The following is a 16,727-nucleotide window of genomic DNA, read 5'->3' on the forward strand; positions in this document are numbered from 1 at the left end:
ATGCAAGAAGAGGTGCCCGAGGGCTTCACGCTCTCGCTCGCGCTGGTGGATGCTTTGCCGGTCGCGTTCTTTGCGACGGCGACATTCGCGTTCGGCAGCCGCCTGAACAGCGGTTTGTTTATTGCCGGGGCGGTATTTGCGGTTATCGGCGGCACCGGCAAGGTGGCCTGGAAGCTCGTGATGGCGCTCGGGCACAAAAACCTGCCCGCGCTCGCGCGCCAGATGCGCGTAACGATGCCCATCGGGTTCGTGCTCATCATCGCGGGGTGCGTGGCCGAGGGGCAGGCGTTCATGGGCCTTACGGCGGGGCTTGTGCGGATGCCAAGCCTCGCTTTGCTGCTCGCGTTTTGCGCGTGCATGGTGGCCATGGGGTGGTTCGCCGGCCACATGGACCAGGCCGATGCACGCGCCAACTGGGTCGAGCAGCTGACCAACGCCTGCGGCCAGGCGTGCCTTCTCGCCGCCGTCCTCCTCGCTTAGCCCGCAATACGAGGTCTGTCCCCTTTCTGCAGCGGTTTGGGGACTGTCCCCTTTCTGCAGCGGTTTGGGGACTGTCCCCTATCTGCAGATGCAGGCGGGCGGGCTAGCGGCCAACCTTCTTGGCGCGCTTGACCTCGTACATCTTGGCGTCGGCACGGCGCTTGACGTCCTCGACGTCGCTCGTCGCCGGGTCGAACAATGCGCCGCCGATGGAGACGGTGGGTAGGATCGGCATCTCGGCGCGGGCCTCGGCCAAACGCCGCTCGAGCTCGTCATCGAGCTTCTTGGCCTGCTCGGCATCGCCGAACACGATGGCACTGAACTCGTCGCCGCCGATACGGTAGCAGCTGCCGGCCTTTCCGTAGGTCTCGAAAATGGCGCGACCGATGATGGTGAGGACCTGGTCGCCGATGGCGTGGCCATAGGAGTCGTTCACGCTCTTGAAGTCGTCGACGTCGATGAAGAGGACGACCGCCGGCTTGGCGAGGATCTGCATCGCGCTCTCGTAGCTGTAGCGGTTAAACAGGTGCGTGACCGAGTCGGACTGCTGGATGATGCTGCAGTAGAACAGGTAGAAGAGCACGCCGGCCATGGCCATCGAGACCCACACGACGCGGGCGCCGTCGCCGACCATCTGGATAGCCGTGCCCGCAAGGACGAACGTGAGGATGAGCCACGGAATCGAGCGGTTTCGGGTCTGGAAGCTGATGGAGCAGCGCTTGGTCTCGACGAGCAGGAACAGCGCGCTCGCGATGTAGGCGATGATGTAGAGCGCGTAGGCAGGCCCATGGCGATATACTCCGGCGGCGTCGACGAAGAAGATGAGGCCGATCGGAACGGCAAGGACCTCGATGATCGCGTGCAGTCCAAGGAGCCTATAGGCGCGCATAAGATGCTCGTCGAACATGGACTCGTTGAACACGGCGGCATAGAGCACCGCAAGGGCCGGCGAGAGGGAGAACTCGCAGAGCTTGAGCAGCACGATGGCGTAAGAGGCGATGCCACCCATGCCGTCCAGCATCTTTGCAGCCCACTCGAAGAGGCCGCCGGCCACGACGCCGACGAAGATGGACATGAAGAGGTTTCGCTTCTCGCGGGGCAGCGTGACGTTGCCGAGGACCGCCACCACCATGATGAGAGAGCAGAAACAGGCGAGGATAATGACCGAGGTGTAGAACGAGGTGTTCACGAGGCGGTCCAATCAGTGGGAATTACGAGGCAAGTCTATGGTAACGCCCGGGGCCATGCAGCGGCGGCCCATAAGACAAGGGGACAGTCCCTTGGTCTTACGAAGAAACGCCTCGCCGGGCGCCTCGCGCAAAGAAACCGCCGCATTTTCCCCTGTCTGAGCAGGCGTTTTAATTGTTGTCCCGTGCGCAGGCGATGATGGTCCCAAAGTTATCCGGGGACTAAGGAGCCCACATGAGCAACACGTACGACTGCGACATCATCATCGACCTCGAGTTCACCTGTGTACCAAAGCGCGAGCGCACACTCGGCCTCGCCAACGAGATCATCGAGGTGGGCGCGGTCAAGCTTGCCGCGGACGGCCGCGAGCTCGGGCGCTTCTCTTGCCTGGTCAAGCCGCGCGAGGCCACGCACGTCATCGGGCCCGTGCGCCGCCTCACCGGCATCGACGACAACGACCTCGTGGACGCTCGGCCGCTCGAGGAGGTCGTGGAGCAGCTCGTGGCGTGGATCGGCGCCGGGCGGGCGCGCATGGTCGCGTGGAGCGGCACCGACGAGTGGCAGCTCAAGACCGAGTGCGCCGCCAAGGGCATCGACCTCTCGGCACTCCCCCGCCGCTGGCTGGACATCCAGCGCATCTACCCGCGCCTCATGGGCACGAGCGGCCGCGCGGTGCGGCTCAGCGAGGCGGCCGATTGGTGCGGTATCTCGCTCGACAACAAGCACGCCCACCGCGGTCTCGACGACGCGCTGGTCACGGCCGAGATCTTCCGCATGATGGCTACCGGCGAGTGCGCCGCCCAGCGCGCGGTGCTCGACTCCGGCATCCGCAGCGGCCAGAAGGACGGCCGCGCCAGCAGCATCGCCAGCCGCTGCGGAGGCGACCTCGCGGCACTTCTCGCCAGCCTTCGCGCCGCCAAGGCAGCGGCCGCGTGATGCGAGGCGTGTTTCGGGCAACACAGCGCCAGGAGCGCCTCTCGCCACAGTCATCGAGCGATTCCTCACTCGAAGTGTGACAATGAGCTCTGGCGGCAATTTGGTATCGCCGCGAGAAACGGAGACCGAGGAGCCGTATGTACCTCTACCACCGCATCGAGGAGCTCGTAGCCGCGAACACCGACTCTCGCCGCGCAATCGGCTCGTTTGTGCTGAGCGAAGCCGAGCATCTCTCCGACTTCACGATCGCCGACATCGCTCAAGCCACCTTTACCTCCAAGGCCTCCTGCACGCGATTCGCCCAATCGCTCGGCTACGACGGCTGGCGCCCTTTCATCAAGGACTTCATCGCCGAGCAGCTCTACCAAGAAAAACACCCCGCCTTTGTGGACGCGAACTTCCCGTTCGATGCCGAAGCCAACGAAGAGCAGGTCATCGAGGCAATCGCGGACCTCACAGCCGACGCCGTTTCGGATACAGCGCGCCTCATCAACCGCGGCTTGCTCGCCCGCGCCGCTAAGCTCTTGGCCGATGCGCGCCGCGTGCGCGTCTTCGCGCTCTCCCCCAACTCCTACATGGGAGGGCTCTTTTGCCGCAAGCTCCTCTCCATTGGCATCGACGCCATGGAAGCCGTCCCCAGCGAGCTCGGCGTGATTGCGCGCTCCCTCGGCGAGCTCGACTGCGCGGTCATCATCTCCTACTCCGGAAACAACCCAGAATCGGACCCCATGCGCCAGGTCCCGATCCTTCTCGCCAACAAAGTCCCCATCGTCGCCATTGCCGGAGACGGAAATAATTACCTGCGCAAATGCGCAAACGCCACGCTCACCATCTCCTCCCGTGAGAGCCTCTATTCAAAGATCGGCACCTTGGCGAGCGAGGCCTCGGTCAACTACCTGCTCGATGTGCTCTTCGGCTGTGTCTTTGCGCGCGACTACGAGCGCAACCTCGAGTTCAAACTCATCGGAGGCAGGCAGCTCGAGAGCGAGCGATCCCAAGCGTAAGTTTCATAAAGTTTCATGCTCACGGAACTTCCAACCTATCTCGCTGAAACCTTGTATCGGATTCAGCAGATTCTATTGTTGCAGTTCATGCCCACTTTTTAGAATCCATGCCAAGAAGTGCACACCGGTGCACATGGTAAAGGTTCAAGGAAAGGAAGGGCTATGAGTTCCAACTACACTGAACTCGCTGCATCCATCGTTCGCCTCATCGGCGGCAAAGAAAACGTGAGCGAGGCCAGGCACTGCCAAACCCGACTGCGCTTTATCCTCAAGGACGAGTCGCTCGCTGACGACGATGCCATCAAGGCGCTCGACGGCGTGATCAACGTCCTGCACAGCTCGGGCCAGCTCCAGATCGTCATCGGTCCGCATGTGCACAACGTGTTCGAGGAAGTCGAGCCCCTTGTCGGCAACCTCACGAATCAGCCGACTGGCAAAGCAGCCGAGACCGACGAGAAGAAGAACGCCTCCGAACTCGTCATCGACTTCGTCTCCGCCGTTTTCCAGCCGATCATCCCTGCCCTCTCCGGCGCTGGCATGGTCAAGGCCGTCATGGCGCTTCTCGTCGTGTTCAACCTGATCGACAACAAGTCGCAGACCTACACGATGCTCAACATCTTCGCCGACGGCGTCTTCTATTTCCTGCCCATGCTGCTCGCCTTTACCGAGGCCAAAAAACTCAAGTGCAACCCGATCCTGGCTGCCGGCGTGGCAGCGATGATGCTGCACCCCAACTGGACCGCGCTCGTCTCCGCGGGCGACCCGGTCAGCTTCTTCGGGTTCATCCCCTTTACCCTAGCCAGCTACGGCTCCAGCGTCATCCCCATCATCCTGGTCGTGTTCGTTCAGTCCTACGTCGAGAAGTTCCTTGACCGCGTGATCCCCAAGGCCGTTAACCTAGTGTTTGTTCCCATGCTCACCTTCCTTGTCATGGGCACGCTCGCGTTCTCGGTCCTCGGCCCCATCGGCGCCGTCATCGGCGGCTGGCTCGCCCAGTTCTTCACGTTCCTCTCCACTAACGCCGCTTGGGCGCCCGCGGTCCTCATCGGAGGCCTGCTGCCCATCATGGTTATGTTCGGCATCCACAACGGCGTCGCCCCGCTGGGCGTTATGCAGATGAGCCAGCTCGGTTACGACAGCATCTTCGGGCCCGGCTGCGTCGTCTCCAACATGTGCCAGGCCACCGCGGGCGCCATCGTCGCTTGGCGCACACGTAGCAAGAAGACCCGCGAGATCGCGACCACTGGCGCCGTGACCGCCTACATGGGAATCACCGAGCCGATCCTCTACGGTGTCAACCTGCCCAAGAAGTACCCCCTCATCTGCGCCATGATCGGCGGCGCGTGCGGCGGCCTCTACGCCGGCCTCACGCAGACCCACCGCTTCGCCACCGGCTCCTCGGGCCTTCCCGCCATCCTGCTCTACATCGGCGACGATTCGATGGCCTGCTTCTTCAACATCATCATCGCCATCCTCATCGGCGTCGCCGTCACGGCCGTGCTCACCTTCTTCGCAAGCGCCAAGTTCGAGAAGGACGATGCCGAGAAGACCGAGGCCTAAGGCCCCGAGCGGGCAATGGGCCGCAAAGCGCCACCGGCGACGATGGGGCCGCGTCACGGCCAAGGCCCTCGTCAGGCCCCGTCGCCGCCGAGCGTGCGAGCATGCTCATTCCCCTCGCGGAAGGCTGGGGCACCACCCAACGGCCTTCCGCGAACATCCAGCCAAAGGAGCAATCATGTTCTACAAGCAGGCAAAAGCCTTTCCCGATGGGTTTCTCTGGGGCGCCTCAACCTCTTCTTACCAGGTAGAGGGCGCATGGAATGCGGACGGAAAGGGCCCGAGCGTCCAGGACCTGCATGAGCCGCCCGCAGGCATCACCGACTTTAAGGTGGCGAGCGACCACTATCACCACATGGAGGAGGACGTCGAGCTCATGGCCGAGCTGGGCCTCAAGGCGTACCGCTTCAGCGTGAGCTGGTCGCGTGTGATCCCCGACGGCGCAGGTAAGGTCAACGAAGCCGGGCTCGCCTTCTACGGTCGCCTAGTCGACGCCTTGGTCGCACACGATATCGTTCCCGTGGCCACGATGTTCCACTTCGACCTGCCGCTTGCGCTCCACGAGAACGGCGGCTGGGCCGAACGCGCGACCATCGATGCGTTCGAGCGCTATGCGCGTGTGCTCTTCGAGCGCCTGGGCGACCGTGTGAAGCACTGGCTCACCATCAACGAGCAGAACGTGATGGTCATCCACCCCGGCGCCATGAACCCCGGCCGCGTGCCGGACCAGCCTGAACTCTACCAGCAGAGCCACAACATGTTCGTGGCGAGCGCCAAGGCGACGCTCCTGCTGCACGAGATGTGGCCCGACGCGAAGATCGGCCCCGCCCCCAACATCACGGCGATTTACCCCGCGAGCTGCGACCCCCGCGACGTGATTGCCGCCGACAACTGGGAGGCGATCCGCTGCTGGAACTACCTCGATGTCGCGTGTTTCGGGCACTACAACCCGCTGGCTTGGGCCTATATGGAGGAAAAAGGCTGCGCGCCGAGAATCGAGCCGGGCGACATGGAGCTTCTCGCCAAGGCTAAGCCGGACTATTTGGGCTGCAACTATTACGCGACGGCCACCGTGGCGGCTGCGAAGAACGACGGACACGACCGGGCGCCGCGCGCAGGCGACCAACAGGTGATGCTCGGCGAGGAAGGCGTGTACCGAGGCGCCGAGAACAGTTCGCTGACCAAGACCGAGTACGGCTGGATCATCGATGCCGTGGGGCTGCGAACGACCCTACGCCGAATCGCCGGGCGCTACGGGCTGCCGATCCTCATCACCGAGAACGGCCTGGGCGCAAAGGACGTTCTCGAGACGGACGGCATCGTGCACGACCCGTACCGCATCGACTATCTGCGCCGTCACTTCGAGCAGGCGCAGCTGGCGATAACCGACGGCGTGGACCTGATCGGCTACTGCCCCTGGTCGTTCATGGACCTGGTGAGCACGCACCAGGGCTATGGCAAGCGCTACGGCTTCGTGTACATCGACCGCGGCGAGGAGGAGCTGGGGAGCCTCGCGCGCATCCCCAAGGATTCTTTCCGCTGGTATAAGGGTGTAATTCGAAGCAACGGCGCCGAGATGTAGAGACACGCGGAGCCGAGAGCGGGGGTGCGCCTTCGGCGCCAAGAAACTGAGGTCGCTTGGTTAGAAACGGCCCCCGCGCAAAGAAAACCGCCCGAGTTGGTTCGTAAGCGGTCCGGATGCGAAGAAAACCGCCCGAGTTGGTGCAATAACGACCAACTCGGGCGGTTTTCTTCGCGTATAGGCCGAGATTCGACCAACTCGGCGCGGTTTCTTTGCAAATCGGGCCACGCAGACCAACTCGGCGCGGTTTCTTTGCAAATCGGGCCACGCAGACCAACTCGGCGTGATTTCTTTGCAAGCTGCGGCGGGGCACCAGTTGCAGCGACGCGAGGGCTGCGGCGGCGCGCCTAGAGCTCGACGAGCTCGCCGGTCTCGGCGGCCTGCTTGATGGCGTTGAGCGTGCGCAGGGTCTTCACGTTGTCGGCCGGGGTCACGACGGGCTCGGCCTCGCGGCGCACGACCTTGACGAAGTGCTTGAGCTGCATCTTGTGCGGAAGCGCGGGGTCCACGGCGGGCACGTTCATCTGCAGCGGTTTGTGCCAGCTGGAGGCGCCGTCGTAGCTCACCTGGTGCAGGCGCGGCAGCGAGAGCGCGCCCAAGGTTCCGCCGATGAAGTACGCATCGGCGTCGAACGGGCGGTACTGCGGGTCCTCGCGCGCGGTGGCCTCCCAGTTCCAGGGGCTCGCGGTGGCGTCGGAAATGGTCATGGACGCCAGGCTGCCGTCGGCAAAGCGCACGTTGACCACGGCGGAGTCCTCGGTCTCGAAGCCGCGCGTGGCGCTCGACTGCATGCCCTGGACTGCCACGGGCTCGCCGAGCAGGTAACGCAGCAGGTCAACGTCGTGGACGAGGTTCACCAGGATGGGGCCGGCGCCCTTCTTGCGGCGCCATTCGACGTCGAAGTACTCGTCGTTCTTGTAGATCATGTAGTGGAAAGAGGACACGGTGAGCTTGCCCAGCTCGCCGGACTCGATGATCTGCTTGGCCTTGTTCACAAACGGGTTGTGGCGGCGGTGCTGGCCCACGAGCACGGGCACGCCCGCGGCCTCGGCCTCGGCGGCGAAGCCCTCGGCGTCCTCGAGGTCGTTGGAGATGGGCTTCTCGACCAGCGGCACGATGCCGCGGCGCACGGCCTCGCGAGCGACGCCCAGGTGCAGGTCGTTGGGAGTGGCGATAATAACGCCGTCGGGCTTGACCTCGTCCATCATGGCAGCGGGGTCGGTGAAGAACGGCACGCCGGCGGCCTCGGCGGTGGCGCGGGCGCCCTCGAAGGCGTCGACAATGGCCACGAGCTCGGCCTCAGGCTCCTCGGTGACGAAGCGGATGTGGTTCTTGCCCATGGCGCCGGCGCCGATGACGGCGAGACGGACGGGGGCCTGGTTCTCGGACATGGTTGCTCCTTTTATGAGTTAAGAAGTGCGGCCCGACCGATATAGCTGCGGGGGTTTCGGCCGGGCCGCCAGGAGAGGCTGCGAAATGAGCTGCCTAGTATGCAGGCTCGCGCCCAGATGCCTACGCGGCCTTCTTCTTGGAGTCGGAGACCATCATGTAGACGGTCAGGGCCACGGCGACGGCCGCGATGACGATAGCGCCGTAGAAGGACTGCTGGTAGGCGGCGTTGCCGGCATCGGCGTGGTAGAGCACGGCCGTGATCGGCTGGCTGATCCAGGTGGAGGCGGCGTAGCCAAGGAACATGATGCCGTAGTTGACACCGAGGTTGCTCGTGCCGAACGCGCCGCCGGTCAGCGGCGGGTAGATGACGAGCAGGGCGCCGAAGCTGAAGCCGAGCAGGGCCAGAGCCACGAAGAACATCGCCTGCGAGAAGCTCATGGACATGATGACCAGCGCGGCCATGGTGATCACGAGCATGATGAGCAGGGACTTGTAACCGCCGATTCTGTCGGTGATGTGGCCGAACGTAAGGCGCCCGACGAGGTTCGCGCAGGTGTTCACGGTGACCACGACGCCGCCCAGGGCCACGGCCGCGGCGGAGTTGGGGTCCTCGAAGAGCTGGACGGCGGCGATGGAGGCCACCTTGCCGACGAGCAGCGTACCGGCCGTCGCGGCAAAGGCGAACGTGGCGATAAGCACCCAGAAGCGCGGGGTGCGGACCATCTCGCCGGGGGTCAGGTCGCCGAATGTGCCGGCGTGGGCGCCGCTGGCGGGGGCCACGTAGCCCTCCGGCAGCCAGCCCTTCTCGGGGGCCTTGAGGAAGAGGGCCGAGGCGGCGATGGTCACGAGGAACAGGACGCCCATGACCTTAAGGGCGGTGAAGACGCCGAAGGTCGGGATGAGGAACGACGCGAAGACCGGGGACAGCACGGCGGGGCCGGCCGTGGAGGCGGCCAGGGTGATGCCGGAGGCGAGGCCCTTCTTGTCGATGAACCACTTCTGGCCGCAGGTCAGGGCCGGGTTGTAGCCCAGGCCGTTGCCGATGGCGGCGACGACGGAGAACCACAGGTAAAACTGCCAGACCTCGGTCACGGTGCCGCACATGAACCAGCCGATGCCGTAGGCGGCAGCGGCGGCAATCACGATGTTGCGCGGGCCGATTTTGTCGGAGATGCGGCCGGCGAAGATGCCGGTCACGGCCATGATGGTCTGGAAGACCGGGAAAGCCCAGGTCAGAGCGCCGGACCAGTCGGGGTAGACGGCACAGAGGTTCTTGCTCACCACGGAGTAGAGCGCGATGTTGCTGATGAAGAACATGGTGACGCAGGCGGCGGAGAGAACCGCGGCGCGTCCCTTGTTGGAAGACTCGTTTGCCATGCTGTTTGGGTCTCTTTCTGTTTTGCTTTATCGATCGGACGGCACCTGCAGAAGGGACTGTCCCTTTTGCAGGTGCGATCAGGTCGGCTTACTGGTCGGTCGGGGTCTTGACGCCGGCCTCGTCGGTCCACAGGGCCACGCCCTTGTTCTTGAGGTAGTTCTCGGCGTAGGCGCGACGGCCGCCGGGCTTGGCGGTGAGGTCGCCCATCATGTTGGAGAAGCCGCCGTCGACCATGATCTCGGCGCCGGTGGTGAAGTCGGAGCGGGTGGACGCCAGGAACATGACGGCGTTGGCGATGTCGGTGACCTCGCCGATGCGACGGGTGGCGATCAGGCGGCTGCGGTCCTTCTCGACCTGCGGGTCGGCGTAGAAGTTCGCGGACATCGGGGTCTTGACGAAGCACGGGCAGACGCAGTTGGAGCGCACGCCGTAGGGGCCCCACTCGGCGGCGAGCATCTTGGAGAGCATGTTCACGCCGGCCTTGGTGGAGGAGTAGACGCCCGAGAAGGTCTCGGGGGTGTAGGAGGCGGCGGTGGAGATGTGGACCAAGCGGCCGCGGCCCTGCTTGATCATCTCGCGGCCGAAGCGCTGGGAGGCGATGAAGGTGCCGGTGAGGTTGACCTTGATGACCTGCTCGAAGTCGGAGAGGGGCAGGTCCTCCATCGGGGAGAAGCGCAGGATGCCGGCGGTGTTGACCAGGACGTCGACCTGGCCGAAGTCGCGCATGACGGCGTCGACGGCGGCCTGGACCTCGTCCTCGTTGGTGGCGTCCATGCGATAGCCCTCGGCGTGGATACCGAACTCCTCGGAGAGGGCAGCGGCGGAAGCCTTTGTCTTCTCCTCGTCAAGGTCGAGAAGCACGACGTTGGCGCCGTTGCGCGCAAACTCGCGGCAGATCTCGACGCCCATGCCGCCGAGCGCGCCGGTGACGGCGCAGACGTCACCCTTGAGGTTCAGCCAGTTTTCCATGATTAACTCCCATCGTTTACGTGCGAATACATACCATTCGCAATCGTATTTGCGCGACGTATGTAGGGGAATTACCGATTGGATGGTACGGTGTGAACCCCAGGTTCACAGTTGGTATAAGACAAAGGGGCTGTCCTCTTGTCTTGTGGAGGGAGGCGCGCGTGTACGACCGCAGGTTGGACGCCATCGTGGCGGCGGCGGAGCTCGGCAGCTTCACACGGGCGGCCGAGCGGCTGCGCATCTCGACGACGGCGCTGGTCAAGCAGGTGACGACCTTTGAGGGCGAGTTCGGCGTCACACTGTTTGCCCGCAGCCACACCGGCGTCTCCCCCACCGCGGCAGGCGAGCTGCTGGTCTCCGACGCGCGGCAGATCATCGGCCTCTCGGAGGCAGCGCTTCGCCGTGCGCGCGGGCAAGGCGCGCCCGTGCGCCTGGGCGTCTCGCTCATGTGCCCTGGGAAGAACACGCAGGCCCTTTGGCCGAAGATCCACGAAATCGCGCCCGATCTGCAGCTCGAGGTCGTGACCATCGGCGACCTGTACGACTCGCGCACCACCGTGATGGCGCGCCTCGGGGAGCAGGTCGACGTGGTGCAGTCAAGCTACTCGACGGTCCGCTGGGGCGGCCTGTGCCAGCTGCTGCCCATCTTCTCGACCCCGTTCTCGGTCGACGTTCTGCGATCGAGCGAGCTCGCGGGGCAAGGGAAGGTGACCTTGGATGACCTTCGTGGGATGCGGATCCGCATGTTGAGGCACGCCAACGACGCCACCGACCAGCTGCGACAGGCCCTCAAGCGCGAGCACGGAATCGAGGTCGCAGATGCGCAAAGCTTCGACTTCGCCCTGTTCAACGACGCTGCCGAGCATGGCGACGCGGTCATAACGAGCGGCGCCTGGTCGGGTGTTCACCCGGGCTTTGTGGGCGTGACGCTGGACTACCCGCTGGAGGTGCCGTGCTTTCTGGCCTATCCGCGCGACCCCGCGTCCCACATTCAGCGCTTCGTCGACGCCATGGCGCAGGTCCTCGACGACACGCGGGGCGCGTAGGGGCGCGTGCACCGCGCCAACGGCGTACCTGCGCCGCACCGGCGCCAAATCTCCCCTGGTTTTGAGGGTTTTGCGCCGCCCGTTCGGGTGTCATAGCGCAAAACCCTCAAAACCAGGAGGATTACTTCCTCAAATCGAGGGTTCTGCGCGATGTCGATGAATCCAAGGGCGCAAAACCCTCCGTTTGAGGAACGCGAACGCCATTGCCCAAGCGCATAAACCCAGCCGCGGAAGGTTTGAAGTCCTCGGGCCGCACCGCACCGAAAACGCCTTCTTTCCTCTAAGGGCAATGGTCTTCTCAAGTTCTGACGCATTGGTTTACTCGCAGGTTTGATAATCGAGAAGCGTATAACACTCGTTAACGTAGGGCGCGGGATCGTAAAAGGGCCCGCCCAGAAGCCGTGTCGCTTGCCGGCTGCATGCAGTCAACCGCAGAGCCGCGCGGCGAGAAACTCCTGCGCCGAGAGCGCCTCGCCTGCGACGAGCGCGCGAATGCGCGAGGCGTCGCGTGCGGCAGCCCGGCAGCCCCGAGTCACCGCCCACACAAACGACAGGCCCACGAGCGCGCGGATGCGCAGGCTCCGTAAAACGTAACATCCACCTGCAGAAACACCAGCGAAGCCCTCGCCCAGCCCGAAAGCGCCGCCCCGTCGAGAAAGCACGCCCGCCACGTGACCGCAGCGGCGCCCGCCACCACGAGCGCGGCGCCGACGATCGCCCGGCACGCGGGCGGCGCATCAACGCCCTCGAACGAGAACGCCCGCAGCGCGAGCTCCACGAGCTTCGCCGTTCTCACCTCGATCTGTCCCCGGTCCAGCCATCCGTGTTCACAAGCTCATCGTCCAGGTTCAGCCTGCTCAGGAAGAATATTCCTGGGCTTCCGCTGGACGCAGCAAGTCAATGGGACAAAGAATCCGAGCGGTAAGAATCATCGCGACAAGACCAGGTCTTCGAAGGATGAGAGGTACCACAGCCAGGGAACAGCTCGACCAACGAGTCGCGAACGACCTCCGAAAGATGGCGGCGTCGCCGACGCCCGCACGACTTCAATAGGTCATGTGTGTCCCTATCTAGCGAGATAAACACAAGGATCACGTATCACGCCATGCGCCGAACTCGGGTCCTACAGTTCTTCGCCGTTGGTCTCACAGACCTTCTTGAACCAGAAGAAGCTGTCCTTCTTGGCGCGGCGCAGGTCGCCCGAGCCGTCGTTGTGCTTGTCGACGTACACAAAGCCGTAGCGCTTCTTCATCTCGCCCGTGCCGGCCGAAACGATGTCGATGGGACCCCACATGGTGTAGCCCATAAGGTCCACGCCGTCGTGCACGGCCTCGGCCATCTGCTCGATGTGCTCGCGCATGTAGTCTATGCGGTAGTCGTCGTGGATGGAGCCGTCCTCCTCCACCGTGTCGGCGGCGCCTAGGCCGTTTTCCACGACCATAAGCGGAATCTGATAACGGTCGTACATGTCGTTGAGGTACCAGCGCAGGCCCTTGGGGTCGATAGCCCAGCCCCAGTCGCTGAACTTGAGGTAGGGGTTCAAGGCGTCGTCGTAGAACACGTTGCCGGTGCCGGCCTCTACCGTGGGGTCGGTGGAAACCGTGGAGCTCTTGTAATAGCTGAAGGTATAGAAGTCCACCTTGCCCTCGGCCAGGATCTGCTCATCGCCGGGCTCCATGTCGATGCTGACGCCCTTCTCCTCCCACAGGCGCGGGGCCCAGCTGGGATACGCGCCACGCGCGTGCACGTCACCGCAGTAGTGGTTGCAGATGCGCTCCATCTTCTGAGCCAGAAGCACGTCCTCGGGGCGGCAGCTGTACGGGTACACGGCGCGGCTAGCGATCATGCAGGCGACCTTGTTTTCGGGGTCGATCTCGTGGGCAGCCTTCACGGCAAGGGCGCTGGCCACGAACTGATGGTGCAGGGCCTGGTAGCGGCGCTGCTCGTCGTCCCACTCGACCTTGATGCTAAAATCGAGCAGCGTGTTGTCCTCGGGCGGCATGATGCCGGCGCCCATGACGTTGCCGAACGGTGCGCACAGGCAGTTGATCTCGTTGAAGGTGATCCACAGCTTTACAAGGCCCTTGTACTCGGTGAAGCACAGCTTGGTGTAGCGCACGAACAAGTCGATAAGCTTGCGGTTGGACCAGCCGCCGTACTTCTTGGCCAGCGCGAAGGGCAGCTCGTAGTGCGAAAGCGTAACGAGCGGCTCGATGCCGTTCTTGTGCATCTCCTCAAACATGGAGCGATAGAAGTCGATGCCGGCCTGGTTGGGCTCCTCGTCCTCGCCCGTGGGGAAGATGCGGCTCCAGTTGATGGACACGCGCAGGCACTTAAAACCCATCTCGCCAAAGAGCGCGATATCCTCCTTGTAGCGATGATAGAAGTCGATTGCCTCGTGGCTGGGGTAATACTCGCCCTCGTGGATGGTGGTGGTCACCATGCGCGGGGTGTCCATGGTGCCGCCCTTGATGACATCGGGCACCGAGAGGCCCTTGCCGTCTTCGAGGTAGGCGCCCTCGCACTGGTTGGCGGCCAGAGCGCCGCCCCACAGGAAGCCATCGGGGAACTTAGACATGCGAATTCCTTTCGTCGCAGGTTAATGAACAAAGATACGCGCAAGCGCCAGTTTGAGCGGCAAGCCCGCCGACTCAGTTAGGCCAGGTCTTGGCCGTTGGACTCGATGCACTTCTTATACCAATAGAAGCTGTCCTTGCGGCTGCGCTCGCCGGTGCCGGTACCGTCGTCGTGCTTATCGACGTAGATGAAGCCGTAGCGCTTGGCCATCTCGCCGGTAGAAGCGCTCACCAGATCGATGCAGCCCCACATGGTGTAGCCCATAAGCTCCACGCCGTCTTCCACGGCCTCGCCCATCTGCTGAATGTGCTGGCGCAGATACTCAATACGGTAGTCGTCGTGCACTACGCCGTCGTCGCCTGGCTTGTCGAAGGCGCCCATGCCGTTCTCAACCACCATGAGCGGCTTCTGGTATCGATCCCACATCTCGTTGAGGCTCCAACGCAGACCCTTGGGGTCGATCTGCCAGCCCCAGTCGCTGGCTTTAAGGTAGGGGTTCTTAACGCCGCCGAACAGGTTGCCGCCGGTCTTTTCCAGCGTCTCGTCGCAGCTCACGCAATTGCTCATGTAGTAGCTGAAGGTGCAGAAGTCAACGGTGCCGGCGCGCAGCAGCTCCTCGTCGCCCTCCTCCATCTTCACCGTGATGCCGTTGTCGGCAAAGTAGCGCTTCATGTAGCCCGGGTAGTAGCCGCGCACGTGCACGTCAGAGGTGAAGTAGTTCACGCGCTGCATCACCTGCTGCGACAGCAGGATGTCGTCGGGCGCGCAGGTGCGGTAGTAGTACGGAACGTAGATGCACATGTCGCCGATCTTAAGCTTGGGATAGTGCTCGTGCGCGTAGAGCACCGTTTTTGCGCTGGCGACAAACTGGTTGTGCACGGCGGTGTAGCGCACCGAAAGATCAAACGGCAGCTCGGTGCGCGGGCCGGTGTAGCCCTTGAACGTACCGGTAGAAGTGCTGGCGCCGCCGCTGGCCAGGCCGCAGTTGATCTCGTTGAAAGTGAGCCAGTACGTAACCTTGTCGTGATAGCGGTCGAGCACGCACTTCGCATAGCGAATGAAGTGATCGATGCAGCGACGGTCCTCCCAGCCGTTCATCTCGTCTACCAGCGCATAGGGCATCTCGTAGTGGCTGATGGTAACAAGCGGCTCGATGCCGTGCGACCGCAGGCAGTCGAACACGCGGTCGTAGAAGGCAAGGCCGGCCTCGTTGGGCTCCTCCTCCATGCCCGTAGGGAAGATGCGCGTCCAGGCAATGGACATGCGAAAGGTCTTGAAACCCATCTCGGCCATGAGGGCGATGTCGCTCTCGTAGGTGTGGTAGAAGTCGATGCCGTCGTGGTTGGGATAGTACTTGGCGGGATCGAGCGAGGGGTCGATCATGCGCGGCGTGTTAACATCGCCGCCGGTGACCACGTCGGCAACCGACGCGCCCTTGCCGTCCACGTCCCAAGCGCCCTCAAACTGGTTGGCGGCGGTGGCGCCACCCCACAGGAAGCCTTCGGGGAACTTTGCCATAACGGACTCCTTTCCTTTACGCCCGGGCCGGGCGATTGAAGATAAACGGGGCGAGGCGCCCTACGGTCAGTACAGCCTGAGGCCGAACATGAGCATGAGCGGCATGGTCACGATGGACAGGATGGTGGAGACGGTGGAAAGCCCGGCGCCGAAGCGATAATCGCCGCCGAAGAGCTGCGGAAACATTGAAGACAGCGTGCCGCATGGAGCCGCGAAGGCAATAAGGATCACGGCCTTGCACGGCACGGGCATGGGCCACACCGCCAACAGCAGCACCGTTATGCCGGTGACCACGATAAGGCGCAGGAAGCTAGCCTTGTAGATGGAACGGGTGCGCAGCAGGGCGCGCAGGTCGGACTGGGCCAGAAACACGCCCAGAAGCAGCATGCTCAGGCCGGTGTTGAGGTTGGCCATGCCATCGAGAAACGAATCGATAGCGCCCGCGGGCTCAAACGAGCAGAAGAAGCACACGAAGCCCACCGCGACCGAAACGATGACGGGGTTGGTGACGATCTTCTTGGCGCTTACAAACGAGGCGTCGCGCGTATAGACACACCACGTACGTCCAGATAAAGAGCACCTGCACGGCGATGCAGGCCGAGACGAACACCACGTATTCCGAGCCGATGACGCTTTCCACCAAGGGGATGCCGATAAAGCCCATGTTCGACACGCTGCTGCCGATCTGGGGCACGCGCTCGCCGTTGAAGCCGAAGGCGGCATGCGCCACGGCGATGCTCACCACCATGAGCACGGCGGTGACGGCGCACACGGTTAGCACGTCGCCCAGAAGCGCAGGGTCGAACTTGACGGCCAGGGCGCGGATGATCGCCGCGGGCGTGGAAACATAGGTAGCTATGTTGGTGAGGACCTTGGAGCCCTCCCTGCTGATGAACTTGGCCTGGAAACAGATGGCTCCCACGGCCACCATCATAAACATGGCGGCTATCTGCGAGAGCATGATGGGCATCGTTGTTGTCAGGGACAACTCCATGTGCAACAGGACCTTTCGGGGGTGGAATCGGAATACGCGGGGTCGGTCGTGTAGGAAAAGGGCCGCTCGGGCCATAAGTCAGAGCGGCCCTCTGCAAACTATGCGA

The 16,727-nt window shown here is 63.4% G+C and carries 13 protein-coding genes and 1 pseudogene; 6 read left to right on the forward strand and 8 right to left on the reverse strand.

Going from position 1 to position 16,727, the window contains the following annotated elements; all coding sequences use genetic code 11:
* Positions 1 to 480 (forward strand): hypothetical protein (locus tag U5709_RS09970; RefSeq protein WP_321972304.1); only part of this gene is annotated, 480 nt, incomplete at its 5' end.
* A 103-nt stretch (positions 481 to 583) separates the two neighbouring features.
* Here U5709_RS09970 and U5709_RS09975 read toward each other — a convergent pair.
* Positions 584 to 1,669 (reverse strand): GGDEF domain-containing protein, encoded by a 1,086-nt coding sequence (locus U5709_RS09975; RefSeq protein WP_321973312.1) that lies wholly within the window; start codon positions 1,667 to 1,669, stop codon positions 584 to 586.
* A gap of 233 nt (positions 1,670 to 1,902) precedes the next feature.
* On the opposite strand from U5709_RS09975, the gene U5709_RS09980 reads away from it, so the two are divergent.
* The 4 genes from U5709_RS09980 (at position 1,903) to U5709_RS09995 (ending at position 6,747) form a co-directional block, all read left to right on the forward strand.
* Positions 1,903 to 2,604 (forward strand): 3'-5' exonuclease, encoded by a 702-nt coding sequence (locus U5709_RS09980; RefSeq protein WP_321973313.1) that lies wholly within the window; start codon positions 1,903 to 1,905, stop codon positions 2,602 to 2,604.
* Positions 2,605 to 2,741: 137 nt separating this feature from the next.
* The gene (locus U5709_RS09985) at positions 2,742 to 3,608 is read left to right on the forward strand and encodes a MurR/RpiR family transcriptional regulator (protein ID WP_321972299.1); all 867 of its coding nucleotides are present in this window, start codon (positions 2,742 to 2,744) and stop codon (positions 3,606 to 3,608) included.
* A gap of 162 nt (positions 3,609 to 3,770) precedes the next feature.
* Positions 3,771 to 5,168 (forward strand): PTS transporter subunit EIIC, encoded by a 1,398-nt coding sequence (locus U5709_RS09990; RefSeq protein WP_321972298.1) that lies wholly within the window; start codon positions 3,771 to 3,773, stop codon positions 5,166 to 5,168.
* A 175-nt stretch (positions 5,169 to 5,343) separates the two neighbouring features.
* Positions 5,344 to 6,747 carry a glycoside hydrolase family 1 protein gene (locus U5709_RS09995; protein WP_321972297.1) on the forward strand — a complete coding sequence of 468 codons (1,404 nt, stop codon included), beginning with the start codon at positions 5,344 to 5,346 and terminating at the stop codon, positions 6,745 to 6,747.
* A gap of 347 nt (positions 6,748 to 7,094) precedes the next feature.
* Here the strand turns inward: U5709_RS09995 and U5709_RS10000 are convergent, their stop codons facing one another.
* From U5709_RS10000 to U5709_RS10010, 3 genes are all read right to left on the reverse strand, one after another.
* Positions 7,095 to 8,138, reverse strand: coding sequence for a Gfo/Idh/MocA family oxidoreductase (locus U5709_RS10000; RefSeq protein WP_321973314.1), 1,044 nt, complete (start codon positions 8,136 to 8,138; stop codon positions 7,095 to 7,097).
* Between the two features lie 121 nt (positions 8,139 to 8,259).
* Positions 8,260 to 9,516 carry an MFS transporter gene (locus U5709_RS10005; protein WP_321972295.1) on the reverse strand — a complete coding sequence of 419 codons (1,257 nt, stop codon included), beginning with the start codon at positions 9,514 to 9,516 and terminating at the stop codon, positions 8,260 to 8,262.
* 88 nt (positions 9,517 to 9,604) lie between these two features.
* Positions 9,605 to 10,486 (reverse strand): SDR family oxidoreductase, encoded by an 882-nt coding sequence (locus U5709_RS10010; protein WP_321972294.1) that lies wholly within the window; start codon positions 10,484 to 10,486, stop codon positions 9,605 to 9,607.
* A 161-nt stretch (positions 10,487 to 10,647) separates the two neighbouring features.
* Here U5709_RS10010 and U5709_RS10015 point away from each other — a divergent pair, with 161 nt between their 5' ends.
* Positions 10,648 to 11,532 carry a LysR family transcriptional regulator gene (locus U5709_RS10015; RefSeq protein ID WP_321973315.1) on the forward strand — a complete coding sequence of 295 codons (885 nt, stop codon included), beginning with the start codon at positions 10,648 to 10,650 and terminating at the stop codon, positions 11,530 to 11,532.
* Between the two features lie 532 nt (positions 11,533 to 12,064).
* Here the strand turns inward: U5709_RS10015 and U5709_RS10020 are convergent.
* From U5709_RS10020 to U5709_RS10695, 4 genes and pseudogenes are all read right to left on the reverse strand, one after another.
* Complete coding sequence (locus U5709_RS10020; RefSeq protein WP_321972292.1) at positions 12,065 to 12,310, reverse strand: hypothetical protein; 246 nt, start codon at positions 12,308 to 12,310, stop codon at positions 12,065 to 12,067.
* 345 nt (positions 12,311 to 12,655) lie between these two features.
* Positions 12,656 to 14,110: a 6-phospho-beta-glucosidase gene (locus U5709_RS10025; protein WP_321973316.1), complete on the reverse strand. Its 1,455-nt coding sequence runs from the start codon at positions 14,108 to 14,110 to the stop codon at positions 12,656 to 12,658.
* A 77-nt stretch (positions 14,111 to 14,187) separates the two neighbouring features.
* Positions 14,188 to 15,627: a glycoside hydrolase family 1 protein gene (locus U5709_RS10030; protein ID WP_321972290.1), complete on the reverse strand. Its 1,440-nt coding sequence runs from the start codon at positions 15,625 to 15,627 to the stop codon at positions 14,188 to 14,190.
* 66 nt (positions 15,628 to 15,693) lie between these two features.
* Positions 15,694 to 16,696 (reverse strand): annotated as a pseudogene (locus U5709_RS10695) (AEC family transporter).
* Positions 16,697 to 16,727 lie beyond the last annotated feature (31 nt).

Origin of the sequence: Paratractidigestivibacter sp., from assembly GCF_963660155.1 — a bacterium.
Classification (GTDB): domain Bacteria; phylum Actinomycetota; class Coriobacteriia; order Coriobacteriales; family Atopobiaceae; genus Paratractidigestivibacter.